This window comes from Kineosporia corallincola, from assembly GCF_018499875.1.
GTDB lineage: Bacteria > Actinomycetota > Actinomycetes > Actinomycetales > Kineosporiaceae > Kineosporia > Kineosporia corallincola.
This window is the reverse complement of record NZ_JAHBAY010000006.1, coordinates 144,262-168,577: the sequence shown is the minus strand read 5'-3', so window position 1 is coordinate 168,577 and position 24,316 is coordinate 144,262. Positions and strand designations below refer to the sequence as shown.

Below are 24,316 nucleotides of genomic sequence, written 5' to 3'. Positions count from 1 at the left end.
CTCGGCGATCAGGCGGGGGTGGCCCATGGATCGGGAACGGCTGGGCAGACTGGTTCTGAACACCGACGCACTGGGCTGCCTCGGTGCCGGGGCAGCGGTCAGCAGCGCGCCGTCGGTCTACCGTTTCGTCGATTCCTCAGGAACGTCAAGGCCTTTCGTGGCCGCGGCACTCATGCTCTCGTCGCGGCTGCTGCGTCCGGCGGCCGGTCGGCCGCCGGGCCCGGCCCTGCGCCGCGGTGCGCTGCTGAACCTGGCCTGGGTTCTGCTCTGCCTGGCGGTACTGCCGAAACAGCGCACTGCGGTAGGACGTTCACTGGTTGCCTCGACCGCACTGCTCGACGCCACGATGGCCGTGGTGCAGTGGCGACTGGCCTCAGCGGGCCAGAAACGCCCTTAGCCCGGCGAGCAGGCGGTCCACGTCGTCGTCGTTGTTGTAGGGCGACAACCCGATGCGCAGGCCGCCCTGGGTGCCCAGGCCGAGCCGCCGGGACGGCTCGTAGGCGTAGAACGAACCGGCCGGGGCGTTGATGCCGAGGTCGGCCAGGAACGGGTAGGCGGCCGCGGCCTCGTGCTGCTCGAAGGTCAGCAGCAGCGTCGGGGTGCGGTCGGGGGAGCGCGACCACACGGTGACGCCGTCGAGCTCGGCCAGCCCGGCCTCGATCTTCATCCGCAGGGCGTCTTCGTGGTCGGAGATTGCCCACATGGACGAGTGGGTCTGCTGGAGGCGGTCGGTTTCGGCGCCGGGGGCCAAGCCGGCGATCAGGTCGACGGCCGCGGTCACGCCGGCCAGCAGCTCGTAGGGCAGGGTGCCCAGCTCGAAGCGCTCCGGCACGGTGTTCGACGAGGGCGCGAGCTTGTCCGGGTGCAGTTGCTCCAGCAGTTGCGGGCGGGCCGCGACCACACCGCAGTGCGGGCCGAAGAACTTGTACGGCGAGCAGGCCACGAAGTCCGCGCCCAGGTCGGCCAGCGACACCGGGACATGGGCGGCGAGATGCACGGCGTCGACGTAGAGCAGGGCGCCGACGGAGTGCGCGGCGTACGCGATCGGCTCCAGCCGGGGTTTGGTGCCGATCAGGTTCGAGGCGCCGGTGACCGCGACCAGGCGGGTGCGCTCCGAGAGGTGCTGGGAGACGTCCTCGAGCTCACCGGTGGCCGGGTCGAAGTCGATCCAGCGCACGGTGGCACCGGCGTTCTGTGCGGCGATCACCCACGGCCGCACGTTCGCGTCGTGGTCCAGGCGGCTGAGCACCACCTCGTCGCCCGGCCGCCAGGTCTTGGCCAGGGTGCGCGAGAACTCGAAGGTCAGGGCAGTCATGCTGCGGCCGAACACGATGCCGCCCGGATCAGCGTCGAGCAGGTCGGCCATCGCCGCGCGGGCCCGCACCACGATCTCCTCGGCGCGGCGCTCGGCGCGGGTGACGGTGTAGCGGTTGGAGACAGCCGACAGCAGGGTGTCGCGAACGGCGTCGCCCACCACGTCGGCGGTCTGGGTGCCGCCCGCCCCGTCGAAGTGGGCCGCGCCCTCGGCGAGGGCGGGGAAGTGGGACCGGAGCGCCTCGACGTCCAGGGTGGAGTTCGCCATCAGATCGACCACTTCCGCTCGATGCGGGATCGGATGGAGCGGTGGCCGATGTGCCAGCCCTTGGCGTCCTCGCAGTAGAACGTGTCCATCGCGCCCGACTCCAGCCCTTCTTTCAGCTCGACCTTGCGCGCGGCGATGCCGGCCACGGCGGAGCTGGGGTAGATGTTCTTCTGGTGGATCGGGCAGCGGTCGGGGGCATGCCGCACGGGATGCCATCTCTTGCCCATCGCCCGCCCTCCCAGCCACCTCGACCCCGGATGATCATCCGTTCAACGGTACCTTCCGGGCGGGCCACCCGCCTCAGCGGGCGACGGGATGCGCCATTTGTTCCGAGCGTCACAGGTCGGTAACGCTCCGTCAATGCCCTTGCGGATCCGGGCGCTTGCGGATTTATTGGACAGGTTGGCTGAACCCTGGCCCCCGACGGCTCCGCAGACAGCTGGAGCCGGAGGGCGGACGCCGCTCAGGAAAGGAACATCGCTTGAGCCGCTCGACGCCGGCACGACGGTCGGGAAGAACCTGGATCGCACTCCTGGCCGCCGTGACCCTGGCCGTGGCCGCCTGCTCCGGCGGTGGCGACGGCGAGGAAGAACAGCAGGCCGACCACAACCAGGGCAACCAGGCCGCCGTCCCGACCACGGCGCCGGTGACGGTGACGTATGCCAGCGCGCGTGAGTTCTCCGCGTACAACAACAACACCGCCAACGCGGCCAGCTCGGCCAACGCCGTGGTGCTCAACCAGGTGCTGCGGGGCTTCTGGTACTACGGGCCGGAGGGCGACCGGCGGGCCGACACCGAGTTCGGTTCGTTCGAGCAGGTCGGCAGTAATCCCCTGACGGTGGAGTACACGTTCGCCGATGGCGCGGTGTGGTCCGACGGTGAGCCGATCGACTGCGACGACGCTGTGCTGGCTTGGGCCGCGAACGCCGGGCGCTGGCCGACCGGTGAGAAGGACCAGTACACCGGTGCCAAGCTGACGGCGTTCTCCTCGAACCGGCCTGGCGCCTGGGAAGACGCGCAGATACCGGAATGCTCCGACGGGAGCCGTGCTTTCACCGTGACCTTCGATCGCGTGTTCGCCGACTGGAGTTCGCTGTTCGGCGCGGGCACGATCCTGCCCGCGCACATCGTCGAGAAGCAGACGGGTGTCAAAGACCTGATCTCCGCCGTCAAGGCGGGCAAGAGTGCCACGATGAAGAAGCTCGGAAAGTTCTACAACACGGGCTGGGAGTTCACGCCGGGCAAGTACGAGACCGCGATCGCGCCGAGCGCCGGTCCCTATCAGGTGGCCTCGTGGAAGGCCGGTGACGCGGTCACTCTGGAACCGAATCCGAAATGGTGGGGGGCACCGCCGTCGGTCCGGAACATCGTGGTCAAGGTCGTTCCGGCGAGTGAACAGGCTGAGGCCCTCGTGGACGGGGACGTCCAGGTCATCGATCCGACGCCCACTGAGGGCATCCTGAAGACTCTCGACAGGGCCGGTGACGCGGTCGACGTCACCAGCCACGACTCGTTCGTCTACGAGCACCTGGACTTCAACGTCGACGGGGTGTTCAAGTCGCGGGCGCTGCGTGAGGCCTTCGCCAAGTGCGTGCCACGGCAACAGATCGTGGACGAGCTGATCAAACCGGTGAATCCGCAGGCCCAGGTGCAGGAGTCACGGTTCCGGCTTCCGTACCAGCAGGGGTACGAGCAGTTCGCACAGACCGGCGGGCAGGACTACGACGCGGTCGACGTCGAGGGCGCCCGGAAGATCCTCAAGGACGAGAAGAAGCTCGGTACCCGGGTGGAGCTCTCTTATCTGACCCCCGACCTGCGACGCGAGCAGGTGGCTGACCTGATCAAGAAGTCTTGCGACAAGGCTGGTTTCAAGGTCGTGGACTCGGGTTCGTACACCTTCTACACCTCTGAGCTGAAGACCGGCGACTTCGACGTGGCCCTCTTCTCCTGGGCCGGAACGACCCTCGTCACCCAGCCGTACAGCGTCTACCTCGGCAAGGGACCCGAGAACTACGGCGGATACAGCGACGAGGACGTGGACCTGCTGCTCAAACGCCTCTACTCGGAACTGGATCCGGATCGGCAGGAGAGCATCCTCGAGGAGCTGGACACCGAACTCTGGGACGCGGTGGCCACCGTCCCGCTCTTCGCCTACCCGGGGATGCTGGCCACCAGTTCACAGGCGCAGGGCGTTCAGTACAACCCGACCCTTGCCGGCGTCACCTACAACGCCAACACCTGGACCCTGGCCTCCACCCCGTCACCGTCGCCCTCGTCCCCCTGACCTACTGGGTGCACACGCACAGCTCGTTGCCGTCGGCGTCGGCCAGCACCCACCAGTCCGGGGCGAACTGGTCGGTGACCAGCCGCCCGCCGGCCCCGACCACGTCGGCGACCCGCTTCGGGGCGTCGTCGAAAGGCACGTAGACGTCGAAGTGGATGCGGTTGCGCTGGGTGCGGGGCTCGGTCATCGGCTGGAACCAGACCACCGGCCCCACCTCGTCCGGGTTGTGCAGCTCGATGCCCTCGTCGCCGTGCCGCTCCACGTAGCCCAGGCCGACCCGCCAGAACGGGCGGATGCTGTCGGCGTCCTGGGTGTCGATGGCCAGCTCGACCCGGGCGGCGGGGGTCAGGACCCCGGCCCCGACGGCGTCCACGTGCACCAGGATGCGCTGGGCCAGCTCGACGTCGAGGGCCGTGACCCCGCCGGAGACGTGGGTGCTCAGGGTGAACGTGACCTTGTCGAAGCGCAGGTCGATGTCGGGGTGGTGGTTCATCTCCTCGGCGCTCATCGCCACTCGCGAGATCAGCTCCACGGCCTGGGGGAAGCCGGGGGCCTTCACACGGATGCGCAGCAGGGAGGTGCCGGATTTGTGGACGGCGGGCAACCCCACCAGTGCCGTGTCCAGTTCCTCCATCGTGAGCAGCTCAGGCATGACCCAAGGGTAGGACGTGGATCACATTCCCGCCCGCATTCATGACCCGGCAGTGCGCGCGTTGTGCGTAGGCAACTCGGAGTTGGGATGCTGTGGGCCGTGAGTGACACTTCAGGCCCCGTACTCGTCGTCGGGGGCGCCGTGGTCGACGACCTGGACCGCCCCACCACGCTGCTGGCCGCGCGCCGCACCGAGCCCCCGCACCTGGCGGGTGGCTGGGAGCTGCCCGGCGGCAAGGTGGATCCCGGCGAGGAGCCCCTGGAGGCGCTGCACCGCGAGCTCGCCGAGGAGCTCGGGGTCCGGGTCGAGGTGGGCGAGGAACTGATCGCCCCCAACGGCCTGGGCTGGGACCTCCCGCCGCTGCACCGGATGCGGGTCTGGCTGGTGCGGGTGATCGAGGGGGAGCCGGCACCGATCGAGGTGCACGACGAACTCCGGCACCTGCGGCTGGGCCACTGGTCGGAGGTCGGCTGGTTGCCTGCGGATGTCCCGATTGTGCTCGCACTCACCGCCCTGGCGGAGCAACGTCAAGCCCGTTGAGCCACGGGTAACATGAAACGTCCCCACCCCACAACCGGATCGGCCTTCAGCATGCCTACGCAGACCCGTGACGACCTGCGCAATGTCGCCATTGTCGCCCACGTCGACCACGGAAAGACCACGCTCGTCGATGCCATGCTGTGGCAGACCGGCTCTTTCGGCGACCACGCGCACGTGGACGACCGGGCGATGGACTCCAACGACCTGGAGCGCGAGAAGGGCATCACCATCCTCGCGAAGAACACCGCGGTCCGGTACTCCGGCCCCGGTGCGCCGAGCGGCGGGGTCACGTTCAACATCATCGACACCCCGGGTCACGCCGACTTCGGTGGCGAGGTGGAGCGTGGCCTGAGCATGGTCGACGCCATCGCCCTGCTGGTTGACGCCTCCGAGGGCCCCCTGCCGCAGACCCGCTTCGTGCTCCGCAAGGCGCTCCAGGCGCACATGCCGGTCATCCTGGTGGTCAACAAGACCGACCGCCCGGACGCCCGGATCGCCGAGGTCGTCGACGAGACCTACGAGCTGTTCATGGACCTCCTCGACGGCACCGGGCTGGACCCGGACGCCGCCCTGGACTTCCCGATCGTCTACGCCTCGGGCCGGGCCGGCCGGGCGTCGCTCAACCGCCCGGAGAACGGCGAGCTCCCCGACTCGGAGAACCTGGAGCCGCTGTTCCAGGTGCTGCTCGACGCCGTGCCGGCCCCGTCCTACGACGACAAGATGCCGCTCCAGGCGCACGTCACCAACCTCGACGCCTCGCCGTTCCTCGGCCGTCTGGCGCTGTGCCGCATCCACAACGGCACGCTGCGCAAGGGCCAGCAGGTGGCCTGGTGCAAGCAGGACGGAACGGTCAGCCGGGTGAAGATCACCGAGCTGCTGATCACCAAGGCCCTCACCCGTGAGCCCGCCGAGGAGGCCGGTCCGGGTGACATCGTCGCCGTCGCCGGTATCCCCGACATCACCATCGGCGAGACCCTGGCCGACGCCGAGGACCCGCACCCGCTGCCGCTGATCGCGGTGGACGAGCCGGCCATCTCGATGACCATCGGCGCGAACTCCTCGCCGCTGGCCGGCCGCACGGTCAAGGGCACCAAGGTGACCGCCCGCCTGATCAAGGACCGGCTCGACCGTGAGCTGATCGGTAACGTCTCGATGCGGGTGCTCAACACCGAGCGTCCCGACACCTGGGAGGTGCAGGGTCGTGGCGAGCTGGCCCTGGCCATCCTGGTCGAGACCATGCGCCGGGAGATGTTCGAGCTCACCGTGGGCAAGCCGCAGGTGGTCACCAAGGAGGTCGACGGCAAGGTCCACGAGCCGTTCGAGCGCCTGACCATCGACGCCCCCGAGGAGTACATGGGCGCGATCACCCAGCTCCTGGCGGTCCGCGCGGGCCGCATGGAGCAGATGTCCAACCACGGCACCGGCTGGATCCGGATGGAGTGGCTGGTCCCCTCCCGTGGCCTGATCGGGTTCCGCACCGAGTTCCTCACCGACACCCGGGGCACCGGCATCGCGCACGCCACCTTCGAGGGCTACGAGCCCTGGGTGGGCGAGCTGCGCACCCGTCCCTCCGGCTCGCTGGTGGCCGACCGGGCCGGCGCGGTGACCGCCTTCGCGATCACCAACCTCCAGGAGCGCGGCACGCTCTTCGTGGAGCCGACCACCCCGGTCTACGAGGGCATGATCGTCGGCGAGAACTCCCGCGCCGACGACATGGACGTGAACATCACCAAGGAGAAGAAGCTCACCAACATGCGCTCGTCCACCGCGGACAACTTCGAGCGTCTGGTGCCGCCGCGCAAGCTCTCCCTGGAGCAGTGCCTGGAGTTCTGCCGCGACGACGAGTGCGTCGAGGTCACCCCGGAGGCCGTGCGCATCCGCAAGGTGATCCTGGACCAGACCGAGCGCGGCCGGGCCACGGCCCGCGCCAAGCGGGGCTGATCTCCCGTCGTCCCCCGGTCCGGAGGAACCGAAGGGTCACCTGTGTACGCACGGGTGGCCCTTCGGGCGTTTTGGGGACGACGAGAGGCCGCGCTTGATCAGCATACGAACGCGGGGTTGACCGTAAGCCATACGGGCGATAACGCTGCGTAGCACCGGACGGGTCGAGGGTCCCGACTCAGGCCACCGTGAAATTTCCGGCCAAAACCCACTTTTCGCGTTCATTATCGGGAGCGGGGGACCCCCGGTGTGCAACCTTTGTGTCCGGCATGTAAATTGATGTCACCTGGTGATCCTTGTGTGTTCAAGGTCACGGGACGATATTTGCTTGTCCGTTTCGCCTGGTGTGGGGTAGAGCGTGCAGCCATCGTGTCGCTTTCGAGACCGACCCGTTGCTGCTCCTTTGTCATCCGGATGCGCTCCGTAGTCGGCGCGCCGACAATTTGCGACCATGCTGAAGATCGTCCGGTGAGAGCGGGTTTTCGGACGTGCTTTCATCGTGCAGAGCGGCTGAACGCGAAGCATCCTTGTCCGGATCGTAATCAGCTGTGAACGCCTATCGTGTCCCGAATCCGGTACCAAGAGTGCAGGCGCTTGACCTGTCCGTGTGTCGGCTGGTCGGTCGAGTGCGACCAGCGCCCGGCTCGGGCCGTGATGTCGGAAACCAAAGGAGAACGACGAGTGAAGCAGCGCAGGCTGATTGCTGCTGGTGCTCTGTTCGCGGCGGGCGCTCTTGCCCTGTCCGCGTGCAGCAGCGACAGCGGGGGCGATTCTGGCGACAGCGCCGACAGCAACGCCTCGGTCACGATCTACAACACCAAGCCGGAGAACCCGCTGATCCCGGGTAACACCAACGAGGTTGGTGGCGGCAACATCCTGGACGCGATCTTCCGTGGCCTGGTCGACTACGACCCGGACACCGCCGCGCCCGAGATGTCGATGGCCGAGTCCATCGAGTCGGACGACAACATCACCTGGACCGTCAAGCTGAAGGCCGACCAGACCTTCCAGGACGGCACCCCGGTCGACGCCGACAGCTTCATCGACGCGTGGAACTGGACCGCCTACGGTCCGAACGCGGCGCTGAACAACTACTTCTTCGCGTCCTTCAAGGGCTACGACGAGATGAACCCCGTCGACCCGGACGACGACGGCCCGAAGAAGGCCGACGAGCCCGAGGCCAAGGAGCTCAGCGGCCTGAAGAAGGTCAGCGACACCGAGTTCACGGTGGAGCTCGCCAACGCCCAGTCGTTCTTCCCGACCATGGTCGGCTACACGGCGTTCTACCCGCTGCCGGACTCGTTCTTCGACGACCCCGAGGCGTACGGCAAGAAGCCGATCGCCAACGGCCCGTTCCAGGTGACCTCGGGCGACGGTGACACCGGCTTCACGCTGACCGCCTGGTCCGGTTACAAGGGCGAGGACAAGCCGCAGATCGCCGAGGCCGTGTTCAAGACGTACACGTCCGACTCGGCCGGCTACAACGACGTCCTCGCGGGCAACCTGGACTTCATGAACCAGGTTCCGGCCGCCGCTCTGGTCGACAACCAGTACCAGACCGACCGCGCCGACCACTTCGTGAACAAGGCCGTCGGTGTCATCCAGACGATGACGCTGCCGCAGTACAGCGACAACTTCAAGGACGACCCGAACATCGGGAAGGCCCTCTCCCTGGCGATCGACCGGGACACCATCACCAAGACGGTGTTCAACGGCGGTCGTACCCCGGCCACCGGCTGGGTCTCCCCGATCGTCGACGGCTACAAGGCCGGCGCGTGTGGCGAGTTCTGCACCTACGACCCGGCGAAGGCCAAGGAGTACCTGGCCAAGTCGAACTTCAAGGGTCCGTTCTCGTTCAGCTACAACGCTGACGGCCAGGGCAACAAGGAAGCCGCCGAGGCCATCTGCAACAGCATCAAGAACGCTCTTGACGTCGAGTGCAACGCGAAGGCCTACGTGGACTTCGCCACCCTGCGCGCGGACGTGAACAGCGACAAGATGGACAACCTGTTCCGTACCGGTTGGCAGATGGACTACCCGCACATCCAGAACTTCCTGGAGCCGCTGTACGCCACCGGCGCGGGTTCGAACGACGGTCGCTGGAGCAACACCGAGTTCGACGACCTGATCAAGAAGGCCAACGCGGCCGAGGGTGAAGAGGCGTACGCGGACTACCAGGCCGCCGAGGCTCTGATCGCCACCGACATGGCCGTCGTGCCGCTGTGGTACCAGGCTCAGCAGTCGGTGTGGTCGGACCGTCTGAGCAACGTCAAGGTCACCCCGAAGAGCACCCTCGACCTGGTCAGCGTCACCGCCAGCTGAATCGGGTCCTGATCGGCAGTACCTCACGGTTCCGGCTCACCTCAGCACGGGGGAGGCGGAACCTCAGGACAATCGCAATATCGCGACACCACGACCGGCCGGTCCCGCATCAGTTCGTCGCGGGGCCGGCCGATCGGCGGGCAGAACCCATGAAGGGTAGGCGAAAGCCATGGGGCGTTACATACTCAGACGCCTGCTGTTGATGATTCCGGTGCTGGTCGGCACCACGTTCTTCATCTACGCGATGGCGTGGGCCATCCCGGGTGACCCGTTCGCCAGCAGATGCGGTCAGCGCCCCTGCACGGACTCGTTCATCCAGGCCGAGACCGCACGACTGCATCTCGATCAGCCACTGCCCGTGCAGTACGGCTATTTCGTCTGGAACATGCTGCACGGCGACTTCGGCACCACGTCGAGCGGCGAGACCGTGCTCGAGGCGGCCTCCCGGGCCTTCCCGATCACCGTCAAGCTGACCGTGGTCGCCATCCTCTTCGAGCTCGTGCTCGGTATCGGTCTCGGCATCGTCGCGGCGCTGCGCCGTGGCGGTTACCTCGACGGATTCTTCCTCTTCACGAGTCTTGTCGCCATTTCTTTTCCGGCCTTCGTGATCGGTTACGTGCTCCAGTACGTGCTCGGTGTCAAGGCGGGCCTGTTCGCGGTGACCGTGGGCTCCGGAGCACCCTGGAAGGACCTGATCCTTCCGGGATTCGTGCTGGCGGCCCTGTCGTTGGCCTACGTACTCAGACTTACCCGGGCGAGCCTGCTCGAAACCCTCAAGGCCGATCACGTGCGCACCGCGATCGCCAAGGGCCTGCCCCGGGGCATGGTGCTGCGCAAGCACGTCGTGCGGAACTCGCTGATCCCCGTGCTCACCTACATCGGTGCCGACGTCGGCATCCTGCTCGGTGGCGCGATCGTGACCGAGGGCGTGTTCAACATCCAGGGCATCGGCGGCCTGCTCTACCACGCCATGCGCATCCGTGAGAACGCCACCGTGGTCAGCGTCAGCACCCTGGTGGTGCTCGTCATCCTGACGGTGAACCTGCTCGTGGACCTGATGTACGCCCGGCTCGACCCAAGGATCCGTTATGAGTGAACCCGATTCCCTCGCCGCGCTCGAGACCGTCGAGGGCGCGCCGGGTACCCCGACCGCGTCGGTCACCACCGCGGGCAGGTCCCGCACCCTGGCCGGCGACGCCTGGGAGACGCTCCGCGGTTCCTGGGTGTTCTGGGGCTCGCTCGTGCTGATCTTCATCTTCGTCGTGATGGCCATCTGGCCGGGTCTTTTCGCTCACGCCGACCCGCGTGACTGCCAGGCCATCCGGGCCCGCCAGGAGCCCAGCGGCTCGGCCTGGTTCGGTTACGACGTGCAGGGCTGCGACGTCTACGCCCGCACCATGTACGGCGCCCGCGCCTCGATCATGGTCGGTGCCATGTCCACCCTGTTCACGCTGGTGCTCGGCGCCGGCATGGGCATCTACGCCGGGTTCTACGGCGGCTGGGTCGACATCCTGCTGTCCCGGATCACGGACATCTTCATCGGTATCCCGATCCTGCTCGGCAGCATCATCATCCTGACCTCGATCCCGACGCCGCCCAGCAGCGAGTTCCTGAACATCCTCAAGGTGGCGCTGGCGATCGCGGTGCTCTCCTGGCCCTCCACGGCCCGGGTGGCCCGGTCGGCCGTGATCCAGGTGAAGCAGTCGGACTACGTGTCCGCCTCGCGGGCCCTGGGCGCGAGCCAGAGCTGGATGATCCGCAAGCACATCATCCCGAACGCCTCCGCCCCGGTCATCGTCATCAGCACGATCAGCCTCGGTGGGTACATCGGCGCCGAGGCGACGCTGTCGTTCCTCGGTATCGGCCTCCAGCCGCCGGTGATCTCCTGGGGTATCGCGATCAACGACGCGGCGCCGTACATCCGGAGCACCCCGCACATGCTCCTGTTCCCGGCGCTGTTCCTGTCCCTGACCGTGCTGGCCTTCATCGCGCTCGGTGACCAGGTGCGCGAGGCCCTCGACCCGAAGACGATGTGAGCCCAGCCGTGTTCAGTCAGAAATCGCAGAGCCCGGTCGACGACGGCAAGCCCGACGTCGACGAGAGCCAGCCCCTGCTCCAGGTCCGCGACCTCAGCGTGGTGTTCCGCACCCGCGAGGGCACGGCCATGGCTGTCAACAAGGTCGACCTGGACCTCGCCCGTGGCCAGACCCTGGCCATCCTGGGCGAGTCCGGCTCCGGCAAGTCCGTGACCGCGCAGACGATCATGGGCATCCTGGACATGCCGCCGGCCGACATCCTGTCCGGAACGATCAAGTTCCGCGGCAAGGACCTGCTGACCATGCCGGAGAAGGAGCGCCGGCTGTACCGCGGCCAGCGCATCTCGATGGTGTTCCAGGACGCCCTCTCCGCGCTGAACCCGGTCTACACGGTCGGCGACCAGATCGGCGAGCTCTTCACCGTGCACCGCGGGATGTCCCGCAAGGACGCGAAGAAGAAGGCCGTCGAGCTGATGGAGAAGGTCCGGATCCCGGGCGCGGCCGCCCGCGTCACGGACTATCCGCACCAGTTCTCCGGCGGTATGCGCCAGCGCATCATGATCGCCATGGCGATCGCGCTGGAGCCGGACATCATCATCGCGGACGAGCCCACGACCGCCCTGGACGTCACGGTCCAGGCGCAGATCATGGACCTCCTCGCGGAGATGCGCCGGGAGACCGGCAGCGGCCTGATCCTGATCACGCACGACCTCGGCGTGGTGGCCGAGACCGCCGACGTGATCAGCGTGATGTACGCCGGCCGCACCGTGGAGCACGGCCCGGCCACCGACGTGTTCGCCAACCCGGCGCACCCGTACACGGTCGGCCTGATGGAGTCGATGCCGCGCCTGACCGGCGCCGGTGACCGGCTGTACGCCATCCCCGGTCTGCCGCCGAGCCTGCTGGCGATCCCGCCGGGCTGCCCGTTCGCCGCGCGCTGCCCGCGCGCGGAGGACATCTGCCGCCAGGACCCGCCGCCGCCGGCCGTCGAGATCGACGGAACGCGTTACGCCGCCTGCCACTTCGCCGAGGAGGTCGTCTCCCATGGTGTCCACTGACGGAACCGACCCGGGACGCCGGACCGGCGTCGAGAACAAGGGTGCGGGCATCGAGACCGGTTCCCAGATCCACGAGCCGGAGCTGATCGTGCCGGGCATCACCAAGGCGGTGCCCCAGCCGAGCCTGAGCGGTGCCGATCCGGTGCTGACCGTGCGCGGCCTGGTCAAGCACTTCCCGCTGCGCCAGGGTGTCGTGGTGAAGCGCCAGGTCGGGGCCGTGCAGGCCGTCGACGGCGTGAACCTCGACATCTACCCGGGCGAGACGGTCGGCGTGGTCGGTGAGTCCGGTTGTGGCAAGTCCACCCTGGCCCGCCTGCTGATCGGCCTGGAGAAGCCCACCGGCGGCTCGATCTCGCTGGACGGCCGGGAGATGGTCGGGGCCGGCGGCAGCAAGCTCAAGTCGATGCGCCGCGACGTCCAGATGATCTTCCAGGACCCGTACACGTCGCTGAACCCCCGCATGACGGTCGGTGACATCATCGCGGAGCCGCTGGAGATCCACCCGGACGCCGTGCCCAAGGCGCAGCGCACCGAGCGGGTGCGTGAGCTGATGTCGCTGGTCGGCCTGTCGCCGGAGCACATCGACCGGTACGCGCACCAGTTCTCCGGTGGTCAGCGTCAGCGCATCGGCATCGCCCGCGGCCTGGCCCTGAACCCGAAGCTGCTGATCTGCGACGAGCCGGTGTCGGCGCTCGACGTGTCGGTGCAGGCGCAGGTGATCAACCTGCTCCAGGACCTCCAGAAGCGTCTGGGCATCTCGCTGATCTTCATCGCGCACGACCTGTCGGTGGTTCGTCACATCAGCCACCGGGTCGCGGTGATGTACCTGGGCCGGATCGTCGAGCTCGGCGAGAAGGAGCAGGTCTACAACAACCCGCAGCACCCGTACACCAAGGCGCTGCTGTCGGCCGTGCCGAACCCGGACCCGAGCATGCGCGGCAAGGGCAACCAGATCGTGCTGGAGGGCGACCCACCCAGCCCGGCCGACCCGCCCACCGGCTGCCGGTTCCGCACCCGCTGCTGGAAGGCGCAGTCGGTGTGTGCCGAGGTCGACCCGCGTCTGGAGATCACCTCCTCCGGTGCGGAGGCCGCGTGCCACTTCCCGGGTGACACCCCCTCCCGCCCGGGAGTCGCGGCCTGATCGGGTAACACCTCAAATTGAGGACGGCGTTGAGCTCTGCCCGAGCTCAACGCCGTCCTCAATTTTCTGGTGGGATGGCCCCCATGGGTACCGAACCGCGCCGCCTCGTTCTCGTGCACGCCCACCCCGACGACGAGACGATCGGGAACGGCGCCACGATGGCCCGGTACGCGGCCGAGGGTGTGCAGGTCACCCTGGTCACCTGCACCCGCGGCGAGCAGGGCGAGGTGATCCCGCCGGAACTGGCCCACCTGACCGCCGACCCGGACCGGCTGGGCGATCACCGGGTGTCCGAACTGGCCTCCGCCATGACGGCTCTCGGGGTGGCCGACCACCGCTTCCTCGGCGATCCGTTCGTGCCCGGCCGGCCCGCCGGTGAGGTGCGCGCGAACGGTGGCACGGTGTACGCCGACTCCGGCATGGCCTACGACCACGACGGCGGCGTGGTGCCCTCGCCGAACCCGCCCGCCGGGGCGTTCGCGCTGACCGACGTCGACGAGCCGGCCGGGCAACTCGCCGCCCTGCTGCGCGAGCTGCGGCCGCAGGTCGTCGTCACCTACGAACCCGGCGGCGGCTACGGCCATCCCGACCATGTGCAGACCCACCTGGTCACCATGCGCGCGGTCGACCTGGCGGCCACCGGACCGGACGGCTGGGCGGTGCCGAAGGTCTACTGGAGCGTGCAGCCGGAGTCGCTGACCCGGGCCGCGCTGCGCACCCTGGAGCAGTCGCAGGGCGAGGACTACCGCGGCCCCGATCCGGAGAGCCGGCTGCCCAGCGTGGTGGTGCCGGACGAGCAGGTCACCACCGCCGTCGACGCGAGCGACCGGCTCCCGGCCAAGGCCCGGGCCCTGCGCGCGCACGCCACCCAGGCCGTGGTGGGCGCCACCGACGCCTGGTTCGCGCTGAGCAACGAGGTGACGCAGCCGCTGCTCGGCATGGAGTTCTACCGCCTGGTGCGCGGCACCCCGGGCGGCCCGCTCGACGAGCTGGGCCGGGAGACCGACCTGTTCGGCGGCGTCGTCACCCTCTGAGAGCAGGCTCCGGCGATATGCCGGGAACGCCCATCGGCCGCCCGGGTGGTCGCTCACGCAGAGTCTGTCCAACGGCGTCCTCGCGTTGTCTTCTGGTGACAGAGGACGACTTTGGAGGACGGTTTGACGATCGAGACGGTCAGGTCGGGGCGGCGCAAGGCGGACGGTCCACGGCTGCTGGACGACGTCGACCGGGAACGCGCCCGGGGCCGGCGTCGCCGCCTGGCCCGGATCGCGCTGCTGGCCGTCGCGGTGGGGGCGTGGTTCACCTACCGCGCCGTCGGCGGCCTCTCACCGCTGCCCACGCTGCCCTCCGTGGACCCGTTCCTGCTCACCGTCGTCGGCTTCTTCGTGATCATGCTCGCCACCACCGTCGGCAGCCTGGTGATCGCCGGGCGCTCGCCGCACGTGCTCTACCGGCCGAACCAGATCGACGTCCGGATCAGTGACGTCAAGGGCCTGGCCCCGGTGGCCGAGGACGTGCGCCGCTCGCTCGAGCTGTTCCGCTCGGCCATGAGCTTCCGCGACCGGATGGGCGGAACCGCCCGGCGCGGGCTGCTGTTCGAGGGTCCGCCCGGCACCGGCAAGACGCACATGGCCAAGGCGATGGCGGCCGAGGCGGGGGTGCCGTTCCTGTTCGTGTCGGCCACCGCGTTCCAGTCGATGTACTACGGCGCGACCGGCCGCAAGATCCGCTCGTACTTCAAGCAGCTGCGCAAGGCGGCCCGGCGCGAGGGCGGCGCGATCGCGTTCATCGAGGAGATCGACGCCATCGGCATGGCCCGCAGCGGGGTGAGCAGCGCCGCGATCACCGGTGGGTCGATGGGCTCGGGGATGACCGACTGCGGCGGGCTGGTCGGGCTGGCCGTTTCGACGACGCCGGTGCGGGCGTCCGCGGTCGAGGTGAACCGCATTGTCAGCGGAGACCCGGGCGCCACGGTGAACGAACTGCTCGTGCAGATGCAGTCGTTCGACGAGCTGACCGGCCCGCAGCGGGCGATCGGCTGGGCCGTGGACAAGGTCAACCTGCTGCTCCCGGCCGCCCGGCAGATCCCCCGGCCGCGGCCGGAACCGGTCAACGTGCTGGTGATCGCGGCCACCAACCGAGCCGACTCGCTGGACCCGGCGCTGCTGCGTCCGGGCCGCTTCGACCGCAAGATGACGTTCGGGCTGCCCGACAAGGCCGGCCGGCGCGAGCTGATCGACCACTTCCTGGCCCGCAAGTCGCACGAGAACGAACTTGAGGACGACGAACACCGGGACGCCCTGGCCGGGGTGACCCAGGGCTACAGCCCGGTCCAGATCGAGAACGTGCTCGACGAGGCGCTGGTGAACGCGGTGCGGCGGGGTGCGGCCGGGATGTCGTGGCACGACATCGAGCACGCCCGGCTGGTCACCGAGGTCGGCCTCGGTCAGCCGGTCGGCTACACCGATCACGAGCTGCGGCTGATCGCCACGCACGAGGCCGGGCACGCGGTCAGCGCCTGGCTGCTCGCGCCGCACCGCCGGCTGGAGATCCTGACGGTCGTCAAGCGCGCCAATGCCCTGGGCCTGCTCGCCCACGGTGACCGCGACGACGTGTACACCCGCTCGAAGTCCGAGCTGGGGGCGCTGATCTCGATCGCGTTCGGCGGTCAGGTGGCCGAGGAGCTGTTCTTCGGCGACATCTCGACCGGCCCGGGCGGCGACCTGGCCTACGCCACTCAGGTCGCGGCGCAGATGGTCGGCGCCGCGGGGATGGCGGGAACCCTGGTCTCGTTCGCCGCGGCGCCCGGAAACGCTTTCGGCGGAGGCGATCTGGTGTCCCGGGTGATGGGGGACGGCGAGGGCCGCAAGATGCTGGAGGAGGTGCTGACCGAGCGCAAGCGGGTGACCCGGGAGCTGCTGGAGGGCAACCGGCACCTGGTCGAGGCGCTGCGGGACGCCCTGCTGGAACGGCACGAGCTGATCGGTGGCGAGATCGACCGGGTGCTCAGCGAGGCCCGGCGCTCGCACACCGTGGATCTGCGCGATCCGGCCACCTTCTAGGCTGCCCGCATGACTGTGGACCAGGGCACGTTCCGGCGCGCGGTGGCGCGTTTCGCCACCGGCATCTGTGTGGTGACGAGCCTGGAGGGCCGGCTCGACCACGCGATGACGGTCAGCGCGTTCACCTCGGTGTCACTGGATCCGCTGATGGTGCTGGTCTGCGTGGAGAAGGAGGCCCGCTTCCACGACGCGGTGGTGGACGCCGGCGTCTGGGGCGTCAGCGTGCTCGGCGACGGTCAGCGGCCGGTCGCGGACTGGCTGTCCAACCGGGGACGCCCGCTGATCGGGCAGCTCGACCGGGCTCCGCACCACCGTGGTCCGGAGACCGGCGTCGCGCTGCTCGACGAGGCGGTGGCCACGATGGAGGTGCGCACCACCGCCGTGCACCCCGGCGGCGACCACAGCATCCTGCTCGGTGAGGTGGTGTCGGCGCAGGTCCCGGCCGACCGCCCGGGCGTGCTGGTGCATCACCGAGGGGCCTACACCAAACTCTGATCGTTACCGCTTCGGATCATGCGGCGCAACGGATCACAGCGGTTTCGGTGACCCTCCGTCGTACCATGACCCGGTGGCAGAGACCCCGCGATCGGCGAGGCCCCAGGACCCGTCGGACGAATCGGGCAACCGGTCCCGGCCGAAGGCGGCCGGTGGCACCGGTCCTGGACCGGAGTATCCCGACGACGAGACCCGGCCGTTGCCGATCGTCATGCCCGACGCCGATTTCAGGGTCGCGCAGCCCAAAACCGGGGCGAAGAAGCCCGAATCACCCGCCGGCAGTGGCCGGGAGGGGAGCGGGCGGTCCGGTCCGGTAGCGGGTTCCGGTGCGGCGCCCGGGTCGGGGCGCGGTGAGAGATCCGGTGAGAGGCCCGGCGCTGGTTCCGGTGCAGGGCTTGGCGCAGGGCGCGATGCGAGGTCCGGTGTGGGGTCTGGTGCTGGTTCAGGCTCGGGTGCGGCGCCGATGCGGTCTGGCGCGCCGATGCAGTCGCCGGACCGGCCTGGTTCCCCGCGGGGCGGGCAGCCGCGGACGGCGGCGGGGCCGGTGCGGCGGGACTCCTCGTCACGCGCCGAGACCGGTGGCCGGTCGGCGGGCCCGGGTGCGGGTGCGGGCGCGGGGACGGGTGCTGGGGGCGACCGCCGGCCGGCGCCTGCGACGGCGGCCGGGGACGGGCTCCGGGTGGAGCGGTCCGATCTCGAGGTGACCTCGGCTCCGGCTGTCTCATCCACGTCGTGGAACCAGCCGTCCGGCAACGATTCCGGTGAGGGCCCGAACCCGAACCAGGGCCAGGTTCAGGCTCCGGGTGAAGGCCCCGGTGGCGGGAACGGCGGTGACGACGGGGACGGCGGTCACGGCGGCGGTGATTCGTCCGGCCGCTCGCGCCGTCTGCCCGGTGGGCGCAGAGGGCTGCTGGTCGGGGCGGTCGCGCTGGGGGGTGCGCTGGCGGCGTACCTCGGCGTGGCGCTGCTGAACGCGGACCGGGTGGCCCAGCACACCACGGTGGCCGGGGTGGAGGTGGGCGGTCTCACCCGCTCCGAGACCGTGAACACGCTGACCAAGGCCTATCAGGACCTCGACGGCCAGGTGCTGCTGACCGCCGCCGAGGGGCAGCACGAGCAGCGGGTCGACGTGGCCGATCTGAAGGTGGAGCTGGACGCCGAGGAGGTGGCCGGCCGGCTGACCGGTTTCACCCTGAACCCGGTCAGCCTGGTCCGGCACATGACCGGCGGCAAGACCGTGGACCCGGTGCCGGCCGGTGGCTCGTCCGACCCGGTGGAGGCCGGGCTGGAGTCGTTCCGCGAGAAGGCCACCCGCCCGGCGCAGGACGCCTCGATCACCTTCGACGGCACCACCCCCGAGGTGCAGGCCTCGCAGGAGGGCTACGAGGTGTCGGCGACCGGGGCCGCCGCCGCGGTGCGCGGGCACTGGCTGACCGGGACGGTCGAGGTGCCGGTCGAGGCGACCGCCCCGCGCTACGACACCGCGGCCGCCGAGGCGCTGAAGACCCCCGCGCAGACCGCTGTCTCGGCCCCGCTGACGATCCGGGTCGGCGAGACGGACGTGGAACTTCAGCCTTCGCAGTACGTCTCGCTGCTGTCGACGAGGGACGACGACGGTGAGCTCGGCCTGTTCATCGACGGCAAGAAGCTGAAGAAGCTGGTGCTGAAGGAAGAACCGGGCATCCAGAAGAAGGCCACCGACGCGCGGATCGTGGTGAAGAACGGCAAGCCGTCGGTCGTGGCCGACGAGAACGGCCTGACCGTGGACGAGGCGGACCTGGCGGTGAAGGCTCGCGACTCGATGCTGCACGACAGTGCGCCGGACCGGATCGCGGTGGTGTCGACCAAGGCGCTGAAGGCGGAGCTGACCGCGGCCGAGGCGGAGAAACTGGGCGTGAGGGAACGGATCTCGACCTTCTCGACCAACCTCACCTCGGACGCCCAGCGCACCGAGAACCTGCGCGTGGCGGCGAGGACCGTGGACGGAACGCTGGTGCTGCCGGGCGAGACGTTCAGCCTGAACGAGACGCTGGGCGAGCGCACGCCGGAGAAGGGCTACAACCAGGCCCCGGCGATCAGCGGCGGCCGGCTGGTGCAGGACTACGGCGGCGGCGTGTCGCAGATGGCCACCACCATCTTCAACAACGTCTTCTTCTCCGGGCTGAAAGACGTTTACCACAAGCCGCACTCGTTCTACATCTCACGCTATCCGGAGGGCCGCGAGGCCACGGTGAACTGGCCGACGGTGGACATGAAATGGAAGAACGACACCGACACCGCGGTGCTGATCAAGGCCTCGGTCGGCTCGCAGGTGACGGTGAGCTTCTACGGCACCAAGTACTGGGACGTCAGCGCGGGCAAGAGCGAGCGCAGCAACTACCGCACCCCGAAGACGGTGTACGACGACTCGGCCGGCTGTGTGGCCCAGGGCGCGAACCAGGGTTTCGACGTGTCGGTCACCCGCACCTTCCGCAAGCCGGGTTCGGACGAGGTGGCGAAGACCGAGACCTTCCACGCCGTCTACAACGCCGAGGACGAGGTGATCTGCGGTCCGGAGCCGGGCAGCGAGGACGACCAGGCGGATGACGAGAAGTCCGGTGACGCGGGGGATCAGGCCGACGAGGAGGACGCCGGGGACCAGCCGTCCCGGGGCGGCGGGCGCCGGCCCGACCACCACGCCGGGCGCTGACGGGCTCCTCGTCGTCCATGGTCGGAAGCACTCACCAGGCGTCGAAGGTGGGCACGATCGCCTCGTCGATGGCACGCAGCAGCGCCGAGGCGATGAACGGTTTGGTCAGGTAGGTCGCGCCCATCGCGCGGCCCGCCTCGATCTCGTCGTGGCGCACCAGCGCGGACAGGAAGATCGCGGGCAGGTTGTCGCTGCCCTCCATCGCCCGCAGGTGCACGAGCAGCTCCATGCCGCTCATCTCGGGCATCGTGACGTCGAGGATCGCCACGTCGGGCCGGCCCCGCTCCGCCACCGCCTGGAGAGCGGTCTTGGCCGAGGTGGTACCGATCACCCGGTGCCCGTTCGACTGTAGCCTGAACGTGACGATGCGAACGGTGTCCGGATCGTCGTCCACCACCAGTACCCGGGCCATGTCGCGTCGTCCCAACCGTAGGAAGCAGTTTCGTCCGGTGGGATGTTCGGCCCCCAGGAGCGTGATCTTGAGCCGGACATCTCCCGGCACAGAAGTGCCGCCGATCGCTTCATCCCGGCGGCCGTGATGTCGAAACGCCGGGGGTGACCCTTGCGACCCCTCTGGCGGAACCTGCTCGGGGCCGCCCCGGCCGGTGGCGGTTCATCTGTGGGCTCGCGCTGCTCGCCGTGCTGATCGTGGTGCCGACCGCCGCCGCGGTGGTGTCGTACGACCGGATGGTGCGCTCGAACGCCGAGCGCGAGATGCAGAACACCGCCGACCTGGCCGGGGTGTTCCTGGAGCAGCAGAACGCCAGCACGGCCGCGCTGATCTCCTCGGTGGCGGTGGACAGTGCCATGGACGAGGCGCTGACCTCGCTGGCCGCCGGTGAGAACGCCACCGCGCGGGCCACGGTCAACCGGGTGCTGCGCACACTGGAGGCCGCCACGCGCGACCTGTCCACGGTGATCGTGCTGGACGCCGACCTGAAGGTGCTGGGCGACCTGCCCGCCCGGGTGCCGGTGGGTTACGACCTGGGGCGGCAGAGCTGGTTCCCGGACATCGCCGAGGCGGCGCCGTACTCCACCTCGTCGGTGTTCCGCAGCCCGGTCTCCAGCAACGACGTCAGCCTGATCACCGTGCCGGTGCGGGGCGGCTCCGGCGACCTGCTGGGCTACGTCGGCATCTCCCGCAAGGTGAACGGCTACCAGCGTTACGTGGACAGCTACGCCGAGGGCCGCGGCGTGCGGCTGAGCGTGCTCGACGACACCGGCCAGCTGGTGGCCGACAGCGAGGGGGCCGCCCCGACCGGGCTGGCGCGGGCCACCCGGCTGGCGCGGGGTGCCACGGTGCTGGCCGGCAGCGGGCAGATCGTCGCGGCCAGTTCGTCGTCACCAGGTGGTGGGGACGGCTGGCGGGTGGTGGCGCAGGAGTCGGAGACCGAGGCGATGCGTCCCGCCGTGTTCTTCCGGGCGGTGGCGATCGGCACCGCCGCGGTGATCCTCGCCGGTGCGGTACTGGTGGCGACCCTGCGCCGGCGGGCCAACTGGGCCGCCCTCCAGGCCACCCGATCGCTCGGCGAGAACCAGCGCCGGATGCGGGATCTGGCCAACTCGGCACCCGGCGTGCTGCTGCGGCTGGAGCGTGACGGCACGGTGGACTTCTGCTCCGTGGCGGCCGAGGAACTGCTCGGCGTGCCGGCGGACGACCTGGTCGGCCGCGACCTGGCCGAGTTCCTGGTGGCCGAGAGCGACCCGGACACGGCCACTCGGCTGGCCACCCTGGTGCGCACCGGTGAGCAGCAGGTGTTCCTCGCCCGCACCCGCGGCCCGGGCGGCAGCCGGCGGATCGTCGAGTGCAACTTCCGGGTGCGCGCCGAGGCCGGTGACCCGGGAGAGACCGAGATCTGGGGTTCGCTCCAGGACGTCACCGACCGGCTGAGCGCCCGGGACCAGGTGGAGCAGCTCTTCCAGCTCTCCACCGACTTCATGGCGGTGGCCGACCTGGACGGCCGGCTGGTGCAGACCAACCCGGTCTGGTCGGCGTCCCTGGGCCCCGGCCCGGAGGAACTGCTGGGCCGCCGGTTCGAGGAGGTGTTCCCGGGCAGCGAGGAGACGGACCGGCAGCGGGTGGCCGGTCAGCTGGCTCGCCTGGCCCGGGACCCGGGCGTGGCCACGTTCGAGAACCGGTTCGTGCGCGACGGTGTGACCCGCACCCTGCTGTGGACCGCGGCCTCGGACCCGGACCGCCGGCTGATCTACGCCGTGGGCCGGGACATCACGTCGCAGAAGGAGCTCCAGAACGCACTGTCCGAGACCCGCGACCAGGCGATCGAGGCGTCCCGGCTGAAGTCCGAGTTCGTCGCCACGATGAGCCATGAGATCCGGACCCCGATGAACGGTGTGATCGGGCTGACCGACCTGCTGCTCGGCACCCCGCTGACCGAGACCCAGCGGCGTTACGTCGAGGGCGTGAGGACGGCGGGGGACGCCCTGCTCACCGTGATCAACGACATCCTGGACTTCTCCAGGATCGAGGCCGGGAGGCTGCTGCTCGACCGGGTGGACTTCCGGCTGGAGGACGTGGTGGACGACGTGGTGACCCTGGTGCGGCAGAACGCCGCGGCCAAGGGCCTGGAGCTCACCGTGGACTACGAGCCCGGGGTTCCGTTCGCGCTGAACGGGGACCCCGGCCGGCTCCGGCAGATCCTGCTCAACCTGACCCACAACGCGGTGAAATTCACCGAGCACGGCGGGGTCTCGATCGCGGTGCGGCCCGGGCGCCCCCGCAGCGACGGGCAGGTGCCGGTGAACTTCGCGGTGTCCGACACCGGGATCGGGATCGAGCCGGCCCGCCTGGACCTGCTGTTCGAGCCGTTCCGGCAGGCCGACGAGGGCACCAGCCGGGCCTACGGCGGCACCGGTCTCGGGTTGTCGATCAGCCGCCGGCTGGCCGACCTGATGGGCGGAACCATCCGCGCCAGCAGCGAACTCGGCGGCGGTGCCACGTTCGTGGCCGAGCTGGTGTTCGCCCCGGCCGAGGACTGGGGCCGGTCGGTGCGCGGCCGGGACGCGCGCGGCCTGGCCGTGCTGATCGTGGACGACAACGAGGTGAACCGGCTGGTGATGACGACCCAGCTGACCCGCTGGGGGATGCGCCCGGTCTCCTCCGAGTCGGCCTCCGAGGCGATGGACCTGCTGACCAACCGCTCCGCGCCGGCCGGTGGCTACGACCTGGCCGTGATCGACATGCACATGCCCGACCGGGACGGGCTGACCCTGATCTCGCAGATCCGCGCGGTGCCGGCCCTGGCGAACCTGCCGGTGATCCTGGTCAGCTCCGGCGAGGACGTGGACGAGGAGACGGTGGCCGCCCACAACATCAGCGCCCACCTGACCAAACCGGTGCGCCAGTCCGACCTCTTCGGTGCGCTGACCAGGGTCAGCATGCCGACGACGGAACCCGCCGAGGCGCCGGCCGCCGAGGCGCTGCCGCCGGCGCCGGCCTCTCCGGAGCGCGCTCCGGCGGTGACGCCGGAGACGCAGCACCCGCGCCGGGGCCGGTTCCGGCTGCTGCTGGTGGAGGACAACGACATCAACCAGACCGTGGCTCTGGGCATCCTGTCGCAGCTGGGGTACCAGGTGGACGTGGCCGGGCACGGCGAGCAGGCGCTGACGATGACCGCGCAGCACGCCTACGACGCCATCCTGATGGACTGCCAGATGCCGGTGATGGACGGCTATACCGCGACCGTCGAGCTGCGCAAACGCACTGCCACGCAGAATGTTCCGATCATCGCGATGACGGCGGCCACGTTCGCCGCCGACCGGCAGCGGTGTTTCGACTCGGGCATGGACGACTTCATCGCCAAACCGGTGCGCTCCACCACGCTTCAGGCCACCCTGAACCGCTGGCTGCGCACCGGAGACGACGCACCGCCGGCCGGGCGGGCGGAGCGCACCCAGCCGATGGAGCGGCACTATTCGCAGGTGCGCGACAAGATCGCGGCGTTCCGCGACAGCGAGCACGTGGCGGTCATCCCCCCGGCCTCGGTCGGGTTGCTGGAAGAGACCGCACCACAGCCGGTTCCGGCGGTCCCGGCACAGTCCGGGCCGCGGGCCGGGTCATCGCAGGAGAGACGGGAGGTACCGGCCATCGCCGACACCGACGAACGAATCGCCGAGCTGCTCGGGGACGGCACCGAGTTCGAGGTCGAGCTGGTGCGCGACATCATCTCGTCGTTCCTGTCCCGCACCGTCGACCTGTTCCAGCGCCTCAGCCTGGCCGTGTCGGCGGACGATCCGGAGGGCGCCTACCTGCACGCGCACAGCCTGGCCGGGGCCGGACTCAACCTGGGCACGGTGCGGGTGGTCGAGATCGCCCGGCTGATCGAGGCCGAGGCCAAGGCGGGGCGCGCCGGTCAGTGCGGCCAGCTGCTGGTCGATCTGGAGGTGGCACTGGACCAGTCCCGGGTGCGGCTGCGGGACATCGCCGCGAATCTTCCGGACGCGCCCTAGCTGCCGCGGTTCAGCTCGGCCTGCCGCGGTTCAGCTCGGCCTGCTGC

18 protein-coding genes are annotated in these 24,316 nt (G+C 69.5%); 14 read left to right on the top strand and 4 right to left on the bottom strand.

Annotated features, from left to right (window positions below; all coding sequences use genetic code 11):
* Positions 1-25 precede the first annotated feature (25 nt).
* Positions 26-397 (top strand): hypothetical protein, encoded by a 372-nt coding sequence (locus KIH74_RS15985; RefSeq protein WP_214156735.1) that lies wholly within the window; start codon positions 26-28, stop codon positions 395-397.
* On the opposite strand, the gene KIH74_RS15980 is transcribed toward KIH74_RS15985, so the two are convergent.
* Together KIH74_RS15980 and KIH74_RS15975 are read right to left on the bottom strand one after the other, a co-directional pair.
* Entirely contained in the window at positions 374-1,582 is a 1,209-nt protein-coding gene (locus KIH74_RS15980; RefSeq protein WP_214156734.1) for a cysteine desulfurase-like protein, read from the bottom strand. The two genes, KIH74_RS15985 and KIH74_RS15980, sit on opposite strands and share 24 nt — an antisense overlap.
* The gene (locus tag KIH74_RS15975) at positions 1,582-1,809 is read right to left on the bottom strand and encodes a hypothetical protein (RefSeq protein ID WP_214156733.1); all 228 of its coding nucleotides are present in this window, start codon (positions 1,807-1,809) and stop codon (positions 1,582-1,584) included. Before KIH74_RS15975 ends, KIH74_RS15980 begins: the two co-directional genes overlap by 1 nt.
* Positions 1,810-2,063: 254 nt before the next feature.
* Here KIH74_RS15975 and KIH74_RS15970 point away from each other — a divergent pair, with 254 nt between their 5' ends.
* Positions 2,064-3,866, top strand: coding sequence for an ABC transporter substrate-binding protein (locus tag KIH74_RS15970; protein ID WP_214156732.1), 1,803 nt, complete (start codon positions 2,064-2,066; stop codon positions 3,864-3,866).
* A gap of 1 nt (position 3,867) precedes the next feature.
* Here the strand turns inward: KIH74_RS15970 and KIH74_RS15965 are convergent, their stop codons facing one another.
* Complete coding sequence (locus KIH74_RS15965; protein WP_214156731.1) at positions 3,868-4,518, bottom strand: 4a-hydroxytetrahydrobiopterin dehydratase; 651 nt, start codon at positions 4,516-4,518, stop codon at positions 3,868-3,870.
* A 99-nt stretch (positions 4,519-4,617) separates the two neighbouring features.
* Here KIH74_RS15965 and KIH74_RS15960 point away from each other — a divergent pair, with 99 nt between their 5' ends.
* The 11 genes from KIH74_RS15960 (at position 4,618) to KIH74_RS15910 (ending at position 19,802) form a co-directional block, all read left to right on the top strand.
* Positions 4,618-5,058, top strand: coding sequence for a (deoxy)nucleoside triphosphate pyrophosphohydrolase (locus tag KIH74_RS15960; RefSeq protein ID WP_308113811.1), 441 nt, complete (start codon positions 4,618-4,620; stop codon positions 5,056-5,058).
* Between the two features lie 51 nt (positions 5,059-5,109).
* Positions 5,110-6,999 (top strand): translational GTPase TypA, encoded by a 1,890-nt coding sequence (gene typA, locus KIH74_RS15955; protein WP_214156729.1) that lies wholly within the window; start codon positions 5,110-5,112, stop codon positions 6,997-6,999.
* 681 nt (positions 7,000-7,680) lie between these two features.
* Positions 7,681-9,321, top strand: a complete 1,641-nt coding sequence (locus tag KIH74_RS15950; RefSeq protein ID WP_214156728.1) for a peptide ABC transporter substrate-binding protein — start codon at positions 7,681-7,683, stop codon at positions 9,319-9,321.
* 169 nt (positions 9,322-9,490) lie between these two features.
* Positions 9,491-10,417 (top strand): ABC transporter permease, encoded by a 927-nt coding sequence (locus KIH74_RS15945; RefSeq protein ID WP_214156727.1) that lies wholly within the window; start codon positions 9,491-9,493, stop codon positions 10,415-10,417.
* Positions 10,410-11,357, top strand: coding sequence for an ABC transporter permease (locus KIH74_RS15940; protein ID WP_214156726.1), 948 nt, complete (start codon positions 10,410-10,412; stop codon positions 11,355-11,357). Before KIH74_RS15945 ends, KIH74_RS15940 begins: the two co-directional genes overlap by 8 nt.
* Positions 11,358-11,365: 8 nt before the next feature.
* The gene (locus KIH74_RS15935) at positions 11,366-12,415 is read left to right on the top strand and encodes an ABC transporter ATP-binding protein (protein WP_214156725.1); all 1,050 of its coding nucleotides are present in this window, start codon (positions 11,366-11,368) and stop codon (positions 12,413-12,415) included.
* Entirely contained in the window at positions 12,402-13,556 is a 1,155-nt protein-coding gene (locus tag KIH74_RS15930) for an ABC transporter ATP-binding protein (RefSeq protein WP_214156724.1), read from the top strand. The genes KIH74_RS15935 and KIH74_RS15930 overlap by 14 nt, the downstream gene beginning before the upstream one ends.
* A gap of 83 nt (positions 13,557-13,639) precedes the next feature.
* The gene (gene mshB, locus KIH74_RS15925; RefSeq protein WP_214156723.1) at positions 13,640-14,590 is read left to right on the top strand and encodes an N-acetyl-1-D-myo-inositol-2-amino-2-deoxy-alpha-D-glucopyranoside deacetylase; all 951 of its coding nucleotides are present in this window, start codon (positions 13,640-13,642) and stop codon (positions 14,588-14,590) included.
* Between the two features lie 123 nt (positions 14,591-14,713).
* The gene (locus tag KIH74_RS15920) at positions 14,714-16,618 is read left to right on the top strand and encodes an AAA family ATPase (RefSeq protein WP_246572478.1); all 1,905 of its coding nucleotides are present in this window, start codon (positions 14,714-14,716) and stop codon (positions 16,616-16,618) included.
* A gap of 9 nt (positions 16,619-16,627) precedes the next feature.
* Positions 16,628-17,113, top strand: coding sequence for a flavin reductase family protein (locus tag KIH74_RS15915; RefSeq protein ID WP_214156722.1), 486 nt, complete (start codon positions 16,628-16,630; stop codon positions 17,111-17,113).
* A 700-nt stretch (positions 17,114-17,813) separates the two neighbouring features.
* Entirely contained in the window at positions 17,814-19,802 is a 1,989-nt protein-coding gene (locus KIH74_RS15910) for a VanW family protein (protein WP_214156721.1), read from the top strand.
* Positions 19,803-19,833: 31 nt separating this feature from the next.
* Here KIH74_RS15910 and KIH74_RS15905 read toward each other — a convergent pair whose 3' ends face one another.
* Complete coding sequence (locus KIH74_RS15905) at positions 19,834-20,214, bottom strand: response regulator (protein ID WP_214156720.1); 381 nt, start codon at positions 20,212-20,214, stop codon at positions 19,834-19,836.
* Positions 20,215-20,357: 143 nt separating this feature from the next.
* Here KIH74_RS15905 and KIH74_RS15900 point away from each other — a divergent pair, with 143 nt between their 5' ends.
* Entirely contained in the window at positions 20,358-24,269 is a 3,912-nt protein-coding gene (locus tag KIH74_RS15900; protein ID WP_214156719.1) for a response regulator, read from the top strand.
* Positions 24,270-24,316 lie beyond the last annotated feature (47 nt).

Coding starts and splice junctions, on each gene's coding strand:
- KIH74_RS15985 (WP_214156735.1), top strand. CDS start 26: ATGGATCGGGAACGGCTGGGCAGACTGGTTCTGAACACCGACGCACTG.
- KIH74_RS15980 (WP_214156734.1), bottom strand. CDS start 1,582: ATGGCGAACTCCACCCTGGACGTCGAGGCGCTCCGGTCCCACTTCCCC.
- KIH74_RS15975 (WP_214156733.1), bottom strand. CDS start 1,809: ATGGGCAAGAGATGGCATCCCGTGCGGCATGCCCCCGACCGCTGCCCG.
- KIH74_RS15965 (WP_214156731.1), bottom strand. CDS start 4,518: ATGCCTGAGCTGCTCACGATGGAGGAACTGGACACGGCACTGGTGGGG.
- typA (WP_214156729.1), top strand. CDS start 5,110: ATGCCTACGCAGACCCGTGACGACCTGCGCAATGTCGCCATTGTCGCC.
- KIH74_RS15945 (WP_214156727.1), top strand. CDS start 9,491: ATGGGGCGTTACATACTCAGACGCCTGCTGTTGATGATTCCGGTGCTG.
- KIH74_RS15940 (WP_214156726.1), top strand. CDS start 10,410: ATGAGTGAACCCGATTCCCTCGCCGCGCTCGAGACCGTCGAGGGCGCG.
- KIH74_RS15930 (WP_214156724.1), top strand. CDS start 12,402: ATGGTGTCCACTGACGGAACCGACCCGGGACGCCGGACCGGCGTCGAG.
- mshB (WP_214156723.1), top strand. CDS start 13,640: ATGGGTACCGAACCGCGCCGCCTCGTTCTCGTGCACGCCCACCCCGAC.
- KIH74_RS15915 (WP_214156722.1), top strand. CDS start 16,628: ATGACTGTGGACCAGGGCACGTTCCGGCGCGCGGTGGCGCGTTTCGCC.
- KIH74_RS15905 (WP_214156720.1), bottom strand. CDS start 20,214: ATGGCCCGGGTACTGGTGGTGGACGACGATCCGGACACCGTTCGCATC.